Annotated in this window: 11 protein-coding genes and 3 pseudogenes; 1 reads left to right on the top strand and 13 read right to left on the bottom strand. The window is 68.6% G+C overall.

What is annotated here, in order from left to right; genetic code table 11:
• Positions 1–64: 64 nt before the first annotated feature.
• The 4 genes and pseudogenes from WS69_RS32625 to WS69_RS35765 all read right to left on the bottom strand — a co-directional run.
• On the bottom strand, positions 65–208 hold the full coding sequence (locus WS69_RS32625) for a DUF1328 family protein (RefSeq protein WP_082716555.1): 144 nt from the start codon (positions 206–208) through the stop codon (positions 65–67).
• Positions 208–426, bottom strand: coding sequence for a DUF3008 family protein (locus tag WS69_RS28150; protein ID WP_059473923.1), 219 nt, complete (start codon positions 424–426; stop codon positions 208–210). Before WS69_RS28150 ends, WS69_RS32625 begins: the two co-directional genes overlap by 1 nt.
• 73 nt (positions 427–499) lie before the next feature.
• Positions 500–723, bottom strand: a pseudogene (locus WS69_RS33890) (RNA polymerase factor sigma-54); the annotation flags it as partial.
• Positions 724–726: 3 nt separating this feature from the next.
• A pseudogene (locus WS69_RS35765) lies at positions 727–891 on the bottom strand (RNA polymerase factor sigma-54); the annotation flags it as partial.
• A gap of 589 nt (positions 892–1,480) precedes the next feature.
• Between WS69_RS35765 and WS69_RS28135 the strand changes: the two are divergent.
• Positions 1,481–2,095: pseudogene (locus WS69_RS28135) on the top strand (DUF4397 domain-containing protein); the annotation flags it as partial.
• Positions 2,096–2,102: 7 nt separating this feature from the next.
• On the opposite strand, the gene WS69_RS28130 reads toward WS69_RS28135, so the two are convergent.
• From WS69_RS28130 to WS69_RS28085, 9 genes are all read right to left on the bottom strand, one after another.
• Entirely contained in the window at positions 2,103–3,011 is a 909-nt protein-coding gene (locus WS69_RS28130) for a MipA/OmpV family protein (RefSeq protein ID WP_059473916.1), read from the bottom strand.
• Between the two features lie 229 nt (positions 3,012–3,240).
• The gene (locus tag WS69_RS28125; RefSeq protein ID WP_059473915.1) at positions 3,241–3,537 is read right to left on the bottom strand and encodes a hypothetical protein; all 297 of its coding nucleotides are present in this window, start codon (positions 3,535–3,537) and stop codon (positions 3,241–3,243) included.
• Positions 3,538–3,796: 259 nt separating this feature from the next.
• Positions 3,797–4,696 (bottom strand): NAD(P)-dependent oxidoreductase, encoded by a 900-nt coding sequence (locus WS69_RS28115; RefSeq protein WP_162499008.1) that lies wholly within the window; start codon positions 4,694–4,696, stop codon positions 3,797–3,799.
• A 119-nt stretch (positions 4,697–4,815) separates the two neighbouring features.
• Positions 4,816–6,165, bottom strand: a complete 1,350-nt coding sequence (locus tag WS69_RS28110; RefSeq protein ID WP_059473914.1) for an LLM class flavin-dependent oxidoreductase — start codon at positions 6,163–6,165, stop codon at positions 4,816–4,818.
• A 261-nt stretch (positions 6,166–6,426) separates the two neighbouring features.
• The gene (locus WS69_RS28105; protein WP_059473913.1) at positions 6,427–7,242 is read right to left on the bottom strand and encodes a 4'-phosphopantetheinyl transferase family protein; all 816 of its coding nucleotides are present in this window, start codon (positions 7,240–7,242) and stop codon (positions 6,427–6,429) included.
• A 183-nt stretch (positions 7,243–7,425) separates the two neighbouring features.
• Positions 7,426–8,679, bottom strand: coding sequence for an MFS transporter (locus tag WS69_RS28100; protein WP_059473912.1), 1,254 nt, complete (start codon positions 8,677–8,679; stop codon positions 7,426–7,428).
• Between the two features lie 354 nt (positions 8,680–9,033).
• Entirely contained in the window at positions 9,034–9,705 is a 672-nt protein-coding gene (locus tag WS69_RS28095) for a flavin reductase family protein (protein WP_059473911.1), read from the bottom strand.
• A complete protein-coding gene (locus WS69_RS28090) occupies positions 9,705–9,965 on the bottom strand; it encodes a hypothetical protein (protein ID WP_059473910.1) in 261 nt (86 codons plus the stop codon). The genes WS69_RS28095 and WS69_RS28090 overlap by 1 nt, the downstream gene beginning before the upstream one ends.
• Positions 9,966–10,396: 431 nt before the next feature.
• Positions 10,397–11,527 carry an autoinducer binding domain-containing protein gene (locus WS69_RS28085; protein ID WP_059473909.1) on the bottom strand — a complete coding sequence of 377 codons (1,131 nt, stop codon included), beginning with the start codon at positions 11,525–11,527 and terminating at the stop codon, positions 10,397–10,399.
• Positions 11,528–11,545 lie beyond the last annotated feature (18 nt).

The raw sequence follows: 11,545 nt of genomic DNA, 5'->3' as shown, positions 1-11,545 counted from the left end.
GCTCAGCTTCCGAGCCGCTGCGCCGTCGGCGGCGTAGCTTCATCTGCGCGACAAAACGAATTGTTCAGGGCCGACTAACGAGAAAGATCGCGACGAATACGTAGAACAGGAGCTTCGCGATCTCGGCCGCGCCCGCCGCAATGCCGGAGAAGCCGAACGCCGCCGCGACGATCGCGATGATTAAAACCATGAGCGCGGAATGGAGCATCACGCCTCCTGGTCTGAGTGGAGGACGGCGCGCGCGGCCGTCACGATTTCGACTTGTGTCGCGGTCGTCGTGCCCGCGAGCGTCTCGAGTTTCTTCTCGCTCATCGATTCGTCCATCGACTTCGACGGGCGCTTCAGCCCGCTCGCCTTGATCCTGCCGCGCTTCGCGGACAAAGCCGCGCCGGCGGCGCGCCGCTGGGCTTGCGATTTCGCTGGCATGCCGGAGCGCGCCTTTCGCTTTCGCTTTCGCGAATCGTTGCCGGGCGCGCGCCGACGCGCGTCCGCCACATCGTCAAACGGGTGCGCGCCGCAGCAGATCCGCGGGCGGAATCTTCATCGCCTGCCGGTACTTCGTGACCGTGCCGGGCGCGAGCACGATCCCGCGAGACGCTGCGCGAGCGTGACATCGGACAGCGGGTCGGCCGCCCGCTCGGCCGCGATCATGTCGCGAATCAGCACCTTCGCGCCGGCCGCCGAGCACGCGCCCTTGCCCGCCGCCTCGAGCTTGCGCGGAAAATCGTCGTCGGTCGATTGCACGTCTTCGAGAAACGGATTGGTATCGAGCGCCTGGCGCAGCTCCTGTTGGAAGTCGAGCGAAGAAAGCTGGAGCAGGCGCAGCGACTGCTGCAAACGCGGCGTTAGCGCCAGGTGTCGACGCATTTGCAACGCAAGCGCGGCGGACATGCGGGACTCCCTTTCGTGTGCATGGCGGTGCGCAGATATCCGCAACTTCCGTACCAATCGCGTGGCGCCTTGCGTGAGCGGACTTCCGTCATATCCGTTCGGCGGCGCCGCCGCATCGGCCGGCGCTTTTTACAAATGCATGCGCCAGTTTTGGAGCGCGATGTGCGCGGGCCGCATGCGGACGGCGTTCGATGCGATCTGCATCGCCGCCTTCTTTCGATTGATGCATTTGCGTCAACGCACCCACGTAGATATTGCCCTTCGCTGCAAAAATTCCATCTGCGCGCGTCGCATTACGCGATCTCGGCTACATCCGCGCGGCCGTCCTTCGCCGCACCGCGGCAGCGGCCGCGCTCCGCCGCGAGCGCGGGACGGCGCGCTTCGAGTCGTGCATCGTCGCATCGCCGGGTATGCCCGTTGCTCTCTGCGAGCGCCTCGTCGCGCCATGCGCGGGTACGGCGACCGAGCCTGTTTTCGCCGAATCCATCGACATTCACCCACCAGCGGCGACGCGACGCGCCAGCAGGTCCGCACGGGACGCTGCGAACCGCGCCGCGACGTGTCGGCCGACCGATACAGAGAGAGAGTCATGAAAACGATTCGAACCGTTGCGGCGCTGATCTCGGCCGTCGCACTCGTCGCCGCACGCGGCGGCGACGACACGGGCACCGAGCTCGGCATCTCGAATCCGCAGGCGCGCTTCATCAACGCGGTTCCCGCCGGCCCCAACCTCGACTATTTCCCGAATGCCCAGGCCAATGCGGCCAACGTCGCATACAAGGGCGTCACACGCTAGCGCTCGGTCGGCAGCGGCTCACAGACCGCGAGCTACAACGTGACCGGCACGAGCGTGAACATTGCGTCGCAGACGTTCAACGCGGCAAACGGGCGCCACTACACGACGATCGCGATCCCGAGCACGTCGACGCCGATCTCGGTGATCGACGATCCGTTCGCGAAGGGTCTGCTGTCCGACCAGGCGCGCGTGCGCAGCTTCAACGCGTCGCCGAACGCGCAGAACGTCGACATCTACGTCGTGCCGCCGGGCACGAACATCGCCGCGCAGAGCCCGACGCTCGCGGGCGCCGCATATCAGAACGCGGTGTCGGCGTCGGGGCAGGATTCGGTCTATCTGTCGGGCGGTACGTATCAGGCGATCGTCACGCTGCCGGGCTCGAAGACGCCGATCCTCACGACGCCGCCCCGCCGCCCTAGAACTGGTAATTAATCGACACGTCGACGACCGCGTTCGTCGAGCGCTGCGTGAGCGGGCTGCGCGCGGCGCTGCCGACGAGCTGGTCAACCGCGCCGTCGGCCGTCACGAACCAGTGCTTCGTGACGAACCAGACGAGCGTCACACCGCCGCCGACCGACTTCACGCCCGCGCTCGGCTCGTAGCGCGGATGGCCGGAGCGCGCCGCCTGCGCGGCGTTCACGCCGAACCAGCCGTTCATGTAGCGCGAATCGGCGAACGTGATGGCCGGACCCGCGAACCAATAGAATTTCTCCGAGCTGCCGGGCAGCGGCATGTATGCGGCGAGGTCGGCGACCCAGCCGTTCGCGCCGCCGATGCTGCGCCGAACGTCCGCGCGCAGCACGAGCGGGAAGTCGCGCGAGATCACGTAATCTGCCGACAGCTTGATCAACGCCGCCGGATTGATGTTGCCGATGCCGGTCAGATGGCCGCGGTCGTCGGCCTCGCGGCGTCCGAGGTCGTAGCCCGCGGAGATCGTCGCGCGCCAGTTCGGCCCGCGCAGCACATTGACGCCGATCCCCTCGCCCGTCGATGCGAACCACAGATCGCGATAGCGGACGTCGAACGTCGGGCCGGCCATCGGCCGGTACTGGCTCGAGCCTTCGTAGCGCGGCTGCAGCGTCCCGGCCGCGCCGACCGCGATCTGCCATGCCGGCTGCTGCGGATTGAACAGCTTGTCGAGCGGCACGCCGGCCGAGTATTGCCACTCCGCGAGCGGGGAAGGCGTCTGCGCGCGCGCCGACACGGCCGCCGCCGCGCACGACGCGCAGACGATGCCCCGCACGACACGCACGATGCGCTTGCGCGCCGCCGCTCTCCGCCGCTCGACGGCTCCCCGGGTTGAAACGGCTCGTGCGTCGACCATGTGCTGTCCTCTTTGTTCGGGTTGTTGTCGGTGCGGCGCGCCTGCGCGCGAACCGCGCGCAGGCGACGCATGCGGCGACGAGCCGCGCCATCGAGCGCGCTGCGGCGGACGTCCCGGGCTCTCGACGCGGGTGCGACGGACGCGGCGTACACAGGCTGCGCGCTCGCCCCGATCGTCGCGAGCGGGATCGTCGTCGCCGTATTGCACGGCGCACGGCCGGCCCGGCCGGCTACACGACGCCGCCCCGGCCGGCCGCCGCTCCAGTGTGCACGCATGCGGCGCATTCCGCGAGCCCCATCGCGCGACGCGCGGCGCACAACAGGCTCGCGCTGATGCGCGCGCACGAAGAGGAGGCCGCGCGGCATTGAATGGAGTGCGCGTGCCGCGCGTCGCCCGGCCGCGCTGATGTCGCGACGGCGCGCAACGCGTCGTCCCGGCCGCGCACGAAACGCGCGATCCCGAGCACGTGCAACGCGTCGAAGCGATCGGCACGATGGTCGCCCGCCTCGGCCTTCGTCGAACCCACGATATGCCGCTCAGCCGACTATGTCGAAATGAAAAGCGATGTCGCCGTCTCTTTCGAGCCGCACGACGTTCGTCGCGCCGGCGGCGGCGATCGCACGCGGCCAGAACTGACGAGCGGGCGCGCTCCCGCGCATCACGCCGACTTCCCAGCGCCCCGGATGCGCACGCCACAGCGCGCATGCCGCAGCGCCGGCCACGCGCCTGCGGCAAGATGAAGAACGCGGCGATCGAATAGTCGATTCCGGACGAACGCGCGTTCGTCAACCCCCCGCGCTCTGCGCCGCGCTGCGCGCCTCGATCGCGCGCACGACGGCCGCCATGTCCGCCTGCCCGTGCCCGAGCTCCAGGGTCTCGCGATACAGATCGCAGCAGACTTCGAGCAGCGGCGACGCGAGATGCGCGCCGTGCGCGGCCTCGGTCGCGAGCCGGCTGTTCTTCAGCACGTCAGTGATCGACGCCTGGACGTCGAAGTCTTCGTTGACGAGCTTGTCGATCTTCACGCGCGACACGCTGCTCGCCATCGGCCCCGCATCGAGCACCGCCTGGAACTGCTTCATGTCGAGCCCGAAGCCGCGCGCCGCATGCGCCGCCTCGGCGAGCCCCGTCACCATCGAGATCAGGAACGTGTTGACGGCGAGCTTCATCAGCAGGCCGGTCGGCACCGGCCCGGTCACGACGATCTCATGACACATCGGCTTGAGCAGCGGCCGCACCTCGTCGACCACCGCCGGCTCGCCCGCCAGCATCGCGACGAGCTGCCCGGCCTCGGCCGGCTTGCGCGAGCCCGACACGGGCGCCTCGACGTAGCGGCCGCCCGCCGCGCGGATATCGGCTTCGAGGCCGCGCGAATACTCGGCCGACACCGTCCCCATATGGACGATCGTGTGCCGCGCGACGTTTTCAGCGAACGCAGGCGTGCCGCGGCCGAGCACCGCGTCGAGCGCGGCGTCGGTCGCCATCATCAGGATCACGATGCGCGCCTGGCGATAAACGTCGGCCGCCGAATCGGCGACCTGCGCGCCGGCCGCGCGCAACGCTTCGCAACGTTCGGGCGTGCGATTCCACACGACGAGTCCGGTTCCGGCGCGCGCGAGATTGAGCGCCATCGGCTGCCCCATCACGCCGATGCCGATGAATCCTACTTTCATGAGCGTCTCCATGAGTTCGCCGCCGCTCGTGGCGGCGGCGCATCGGATAGGTTGCGGGCGATCGGTGCGCTGTGCCCGGCCGGGCGCCCTGGCTGGCGGCGGGTTGCAAGCCGCGCCGCCGGCCAGTTTAGCTAAATTGCCGCAACCTGTGCGTCATGAGCGTAGCGACTCTCCCTGTAAGGCAGCCCGAGATGGTCGCGCAGCGTCGCGCCGCGCCGCGCCGGATCGAAGTAGCCGCGCGCGGTCAGCTCGGGCAGCACGTCATCGACGAAGTCGTCGAGCCCGAAGCCCGTCACCGGCAGGCCGAGCATGAAACCGTCCGCCGCGCGTTCGTCGACCCAGCGGATCATCTCGTCCGCGACCTTGTCCGGCGTGCCGATGAACGCCTCCGACGTGCCGATGTTCGAGCGCCGCGTCGCGACTTCGTACGCAACCTCGCGCAGCGTCAGATTGCGCTCGCGCGCGAGCCGCTTGATGTTGTCGGTGGTCGACTGGAAGCCGTCGCTGCCGAGGTTGCCGACGTCGGGAAACGGGCCGTCGAGCGGATAGACGCTGAAGTCGTGCTGCTGGAAGAAGTGGCCGAGATACGCGAGCGCCTCGCGCGGAGACAGCAGATCGCGCACCTGCCGGTACTTGTCGTCGGCTTCGTCCTGCGTCGCGCCGACGATCGGGCCGATGCCCGGAAACACCTTCACGTGATCCGGATTCCGGCCCGCGGCGGCGGCGGCCGCCTTCACGCGGCGATAGAACGTGCGCGCGTCGTCGAACGTGCCGCCGTTCGAGAACACCGCATCCGCATAGCGGCCCGCGAAGCCGATCCCGTCTTCCGACGAGCCCGCCTGGAAGATCACCGGCTGCCCTTGCGGCGAGCGCCGGATGTTGAGCGGCCCCTCGACCGAAAAGAAACGGCCCCGGTGATCGAGACGATGCAGCTTGTCCGGATCGAAGAAGCGGCCGGTCGCGCGATCGCGGACGAGCGCGTCGTCGTCCCAGCTGTCCCAGAGGCCCTGGACCACGTCGAGATGCTCTTCGGCGATCGCATAGCGCTGCGCGTGATCCGGATGCGGGCGGCCGTAATTCTTCCCCGTGCCCTCGATCGACGACGTCACGACGTTCCAGCCCGCGCGCCCGCCGCTGATCAGGTCGAGCGAAGCGAACTGCCGCGCGACGGTGTACGGCTCGCTGTATGACGACGACACCGTGCCGACGAGACCGATCTTCGACGTGACGGCCGCAAGCGCGGACAGCAGCGAGATCGGCTCGATGCGGTTGAGGAAGTGCGGCGCCGACTTCGGCGTCACGTACGCCGAATCCGCGATGAACGCGAACGCAATGCCGGCCGCTTCGGCCCGGCGCGCGCGATCGACGTAGAAGTCGAAGTTGATGCTCGCGTCCGGGGGCACGCTCGGATGCTTCCACGCGTTCATGTTCGCACCCGCCCCCTGGATCAGGACGCCGAAATGGATGTGTTTTCTGGTCATGGGAAGGCTCTATCGAAACGTTCAAACAGCGCGCGCGAACGCCGCGGCACAGACGCCGCCGTCGCCGCGCGCCCGGTAAGGCCGCATGTCATGGCGTGCGGCCTCGCGGCGCCGTCATCCGTCGAACCCGGTCTTCGTCGAGCGACGACGCCTGTCTCGAACGTCGGGCGAACGTCGCCCGTCTGTTCGCGATACTAATAAAATTCACGAGACCGCTCCGTGCACGAAGCGATCGCCCTCCTTGTCAGCGCGCCGGCGCGCTCAGTCGAGCGCGTCCGCGCAGCGCAGGCTCGCGGCCGGATCCGGCACGATCTCGCGCACGCGGATATCGAATGGATGCGTCGCCGCGCGGGCGTCGCGAATCCCGACCGCCATCCGGTGCTGCGAGCCGATATCGAGCAACGTGAACTGCCAATGGCTCGCATCGTCGTCGGCGTGCCGATCGAATGCGATGCGGATCGGCCGCGCCGGCAGCGCGAACGAGAACTGTCCGAGATCGATCGACAGCCCGACGCCGCGCGCCTTGATGTACGCCTCCTTCAGCGTCCACAGCTCGAAGAAGCGCTCGCGTCGCTGCTCGGCCGGCAGCGCGAAGAACGCCGCGCGCTCGCTCGCCGAGAAATGCGACGCGGCGATGCCGTCGAGATCGTTGCCGCGCGCAACCTCCTCGATGTCGATCCCCGCATCGGCCGTTCGCGTGACGACGCACGCGACGACGCTGCGCGCGTTCGACAGATTGAAGCGCAACGGCGGCCGCGCATCGCCCGCGTCGATCTCCGGCCGGCCGTGCGCGTTCGCGCGGAACCGCCACTGCGCGGGCGAGACGTCGTCGACATACGCGGACAGCACCGTGCGGCACAGCGCGCGCGTCACCAGGTACTCGATCTTCAGGTGGTCGAACGCGAAGCGTTCGAGGCGCGCGCGCTCGTCTGCGCTCAGCAGCGCGCGATAGCGCTCGCGCAGCGCGGCCGTGTCGCATGCGGCGGTGTACGCGTACCAGACGTGCGCATCGCGTTCGTCGAGCGGCAGTGGCGCGGGTACATGCATCGTCGGGAAGGTCGTCAATACGGTTGTCATGTCGAATCGCCGTGTCGTTTGCTCCATTTGCATTTGTGTTCGCTACGTCGCGCACGCGAGCCGTGCGGCGGCGCAGGCCGGCTTCTTGTTCACATCGATTGCGCGACGGCGGACCGCCCCGCACCTCGCACCACGCACGCGCTGTCACGCGCCCGCACGCCGCCGCGCCGCGCTACGCCCGCGCTACGCCCGCGCCGCGACCGCACCGCCATGCGCGGGCGCGTCGTCGATCGGAAAATGCAGCAGCGCGGCGAACAGCCCCGCGAGCGCCGTCGCGCCCCAGATCAGCGAGTACGACCCCGTTACGTCGAACACGTAGCCGCCGAGCCACGAGCCGAGGAATGAGCCGATCTGATGACTGAGAAAGCAGACGCCGAACAGCGTGCCGAGATGCCGCGTGCCGAACACCTTCGCGACGAGCCCGCTCGTCAGCGGCACGGTGCCGAGCCACGTGAGCCCCATGATCGCCGCGAAAACGACGACCGACGCATCCGTCTTCGGCGCGAGGAAGAACACCGCGATCGTCGCGCCGCGAATCAGGTACAGCCAGCCGAGCACGTGATGCTGCCGATAGCGTCCGCCGAGCCAGCCGCACGCCCAGCTTCCCGCCATGTTGAAGAGGCCGATCAGCGCGAGCGCCGTCGCGCCCAGCCCGACCGGCATGTGGCAAAGCAGCAGGTAGTTCGGCAGATGGGTCGCGATGAACGCGAGCTGGAACCCGCACGTGAAGAAGCCGATCGTCAGCAGGCAATAGCCGCGATGCCGCGCCGCGTGCGACAGCGCGTCCTTCAACGAGACGGCCGCCGTCTCGTGCGCGCTCGCGTGACTCGCGCCCGCATGGCGATCGAGCAGCACGCCGAGCGGCGCGATCGCAATCAGGCAGCCGGCGAGCACGAGGAGCGACACCATCGTCCCCGAATGCGACGTGAACCACTGCGCGACCGGCACGAGCGCCACCTGGCCGAGCGAGCCGCCCGCGCTCGCGATGCCCATCGCCATGCTGCGCTTCTCGGGCGGCGCGCCGCGGCCGACCGCGGTCAGCACGACGCCGAAGCTCGTGCAACTGATCCCGATGCCGACGAGCACGCCCATCCCGAGCACGAGCATCGCGCCGGACGGCACGACGGCTGCGATCGCGAGGCCGAGCGCGAACACGACCGCGCCGATCGCGACGAGCGGTCCGGAGCCGTAGCGGTCGGCGGCCGCGCCGGCGAACGGCTGCGCGACACCCCAGACGAGATTGTGCAGCGCAATCGCGAATGCGATCGTCGTGACGGGCAGGCCGTGATCGAACGAGAACGGCCCGATGAAGAGGCCGAAGGTTTGCCGCACGCCCATCGCGGCGCTCATGATGAGCGCGCCGGCGAGCACGGCGATCATCGCCGGATTGATTAGACGTGGGGATCCGTCGCGTCGATGCGTTTCGGGTGCAAACATGTCCGCTCCTGTTATGGCGGCCGCCCGCGGCGCGGGCACGTCGCGGACAGCGCGATTCGTTTTATGTCGATACGGCGTCGCACCCTCGGTCACGCTACGCGGGCAAGCACGCGCATTCGCGAACGCGATAGCGCGGCGTGCGGCAAGCAATGTGTCGCCGGCCCTCGGATGCACGCGACGATTTCGCTTGCGCTCGCACCGCACGCGAGCCTCGGAGCGATCGAGGACTTTGCAGCGCAACGATCCGGCACGTGTCGACGCGCCGCGCTGCCGCCATGGAACCATCGGATGATTCGCTTTGCAGTCTATATGAGCGTTTCGCATTTGTGCAGGAATTCCCTCGCCGACGCCGCGTCATCGCGCATCGTGCGCGCACGCGCTCAGCGCGCGCGCCGCGCACGGCCCGCCGTCCTGCCACAGCAGCGGCGCGACGGGCCCCGCGACCAGCACCGAATCGACCCGGCCGATCACGATCGAGTGGCTGCCGTAGCTGAAATCGCCGTCGATGTCGCACAGCAGCGTCGCCTGCGCGCCGGCGAGCACCGGCACGCCGGATGCATCGCGCCATTCGCCGTGCGTGAAGCGCGCGTCGTGATCGAGCTTGCCGCTGAACGGCGCGATCAATTCGAGCTGGCGCTCGTGCAGCAGATTCACCGAGAAGCGGCGCGCGCGCATCAGCGGCACATGAAGCGTCGCCGTGCGGTTGATGCACACGAGAATCGCGGGCGGCTCGGTGCTGACCGCGCTCACCGCGGTCGCCGCCATCCCGAAGCGCGCGGCGGCGTCGCGCGTCGCGACGATCGACACCGTCGACGTCAACCTGCGCATCGCGGACTTGAAGTGCTGCGTGAGCGTGTCGGGCGCGGGCGATGCGCCGCCGTTCGACGCCGATGCGCGGCCGCCCGGCGTCGATGCGACGGGCTCGGCGCGCACGTCGCGCCGTTCGCGCTCGAGCGTCGGCAGCTCGAATGCGGCGTGTGTGTCGATTGCGGTGCGCAACACGCGGTCGGTCCATGGGCTCGCCATTACGTCTCCTCCTTCGGATATCGGGCTGTCGATGCCGAGCGGCCGTCGAACAATACGAATTCGGATGCGCCGGGACGCGATGCGATGCTGCCGATGAGGAACCAGCCGCTGCCGATATACAGCGGACCGGCGGATGCAATGCGGGCATCGACCGCATGCCCGGCGTCATCCGACCCCGCCGTGGCGATCGACAGCGCGCGCCGTCCCGCGCCGCGCATGATCCGCCGCAACCGCCATGCCAATTCGATATATGTCGCCATCTGACCGAATCCTCGCTGCGAAGCGTCTTCGCGGGCGCCTTCCCTTCGTGACTCAGGCGGCATTGCGCGCCGGCAGATGGGCGAACGATGCCCCGCGCATGTGTGCGTCGATGCGCGCGATCGTTCGTCGACGACTACCGGCCCCTCGTCGTCCGATTGCCTCTCGTTCGAACCTGCTCGTTTCTGTTTCTCGGCGTCCGGCGCGATCTCGGCCTGCGTCGGACGCACTTCGTCACGCGTTCAACTTGCATCTTGAATCGATGAATACGGCGGAAAACCTGACAGCGCGTCCGGACGGCGCGCCGCGCGCGTGCGCGGCGTTCGTCCGGCGACGCATCGCGTGTTGCGTCCGATGCGTGCGATACAGGCTAACGGAAAACGCCCGCGTAATGCCTTAGATTGTTTACGGCATATGACGGGCGCGATTCCGCTCATTTCGAGATATAGCCCTCGGCAAGCAGTCCCAACCGTTTCGCCTTCGTCGCGCTGCTCTTGATGTGCTTGCTGTCCATCTTGCGATTGATCGCGGTGAACAGCTGATAGACCGCGCGCTCGTCGAGCCGCAGCTCCTCGGCCACGTGACGCGCGCCGCCGCCGCGCGCGACGAGCCGCAGCGCGAGCACGTCCTGCGCGGCGAGCGACAGCTCCTGCGCGAGCTCGCGCCGCCGCCGCACGACGCGCCATTCGAGCAGCTCGTTCGCGAGCCCGCGCAGCACGCGCCGATTGCGCCATAGCGCGTCCTCGCCCTGCGGCGCAGACAGCGGCGTGCCGACGTGCAGCAGTCCGAACGTCGCGACATCGCGCCGATGCGCGGGAAAAAACACGTTGCTGCCGAGCCCTTGCGTCTGTGCGTAGTGGTTCAGCCAGTGACCGGCCGGCAATGCGGCGAGCGACGAGCCGCGCAGCGGCTGCGTGTTGTCGCGCGCATGCGCGACCGCCGGGTCGTTCAGATACCAGTGCTGGTGAACGTAGCGCTGCGCCCATGCGGGCGCGCCGCCGATCAGCAGATCGTGAGTCGCGAACTCGCCCGTTTCTTCGTCGACGACGAACCAGTGATAGAAACACTGCGTCGCACCGCACGACGCGCAAACGCGGCGCATCAGCGCGAGCAGCGCGCCGTCGTGCTCGCATTCGGCCGCGAACTCCGGCTGTGCAACCGGCGCGGCGGAAACGGGCACGGATGGGCGGGATGCATCGGCCGCGCCGTGCGCATCGTGCGCATCGTGCGCATGCCGCGCACCCCGCACAGGTCGCGCATCTTGCCGGTCCGCCGCGTCCGACGCGGCGTGCACGTCGAGCACCGCCCGATAGTCGAGCCCGAGTTGCGCCGCATACGGGTCGTGCTCGACGAACGCCGCGACGGCCGCCGGATCGAGCAGGCCGATGCGCTGCGTCGACACCGGCTCGCCGGGGCTCCTGCAGCGCCGCTCGAGCACGTAGCCGCGCTGCGCGTCGCCTTGCACGCCGAGCGAAATGCGCTTGCCGTCGACGATGCCGTGCCGGGTCCGCGCGAGGTCGGATGAAGAAAGATCGAAAGAAACAGAGGTGGATTGTCGAGCCATGACGCCGATCCAGTGGTT

The sequence above is a fragment of the Burkholderia sp. BDU5 genome (assembly GCF_001522845.1).
Classification (GTDB): Bacteria; Pseudomonadota; Gammaproteobacteria; order Burkholderiales; family Burkholderiaceae; genus Burkholderia; species Burkholderia mayonis.
Note: the sequence above shows the minus strand (reverse complement) of the source record. Positions and strands in the feature narration are given on the sequence as shown.

What these genes read in the sequence shown, in the direction of transcription:
- WS69_RS28105 (WP_059473913.1), bottom strand. Translation starts at nt 7,242, where the DNA reads ATGACAACCGTATTGACGACCTTCCCGACGATGCATGTACCCGCGCCA.
- WS69_RS28095 (WP_059473911.1), bottom strand. Translation starts at nt 9,705, where the DNA reads ATGGCGAGCCCATGGACCGACCGCGTGTTGCGCACCGCAATCGACACA.
- WS69_RS28130 (WP_059473916.1), bottom strand. Translation starts at nt 3,011, where the DNA reads ATGGTCGACGCACGAGCCGTTTCAACCCGGGGAGCCGTCGAGCGGCGG.
- WS69_RS28085 (WP_059473909.1), bottom strand. Translation starts at nt 11,527, where the DNA reads ATGGCTCGACAATCCACCTCTGTTTCTTTCGATCTTTCTTCATCCGAC.
- WS69_RS28090 (WP_059473910.1), bottom strand. Translation starts at nt 9,965, where the DNA reads ATGGCGACATATATCGAATTGGCATGGCGGTTGCGGCGGATCATGCGC.
- WS69_RS28100 (WP_059473912.1), bottom strand. Translation starts at nt 8,679, where the DNA reads ATGTTTGCACCCGAAACGCATCGACGCGACGGATCCCCACGTCTAATC.
- WS69_RS28115 (WP_162499008.1), bottom strand. Translation starts at nt 4,696, where the DNA reads ATGGAGACGCTCATGAAAGTAGGATTCATCGGCATCGGCGTGATGGGG.
- WS69_RS28110 (WP_059473914.1), bottom strand. Translation starts at nt 6,165, where the DNA reads ATGACCAGAAAACACATCCATTTCGGCGTCCTGATCCAGGGGGCGGGT.
- WS69_RS28150 (WP_059473923.1), bottom strand. Translation starts at nt 426, where the DNA reads ATGCCAGCGAAATCGCAAGCCCAGCGGCGCGCCGCCGGCGCGGCTTTG.
- WS69_RS32625 (WP_082716555.1), bottom strand. Translation starts at nt 208, where the DNA reads ATGCTCCATTCCGCGCTCATGGTTTTAATCATCGCGATCGTCGCGGCG.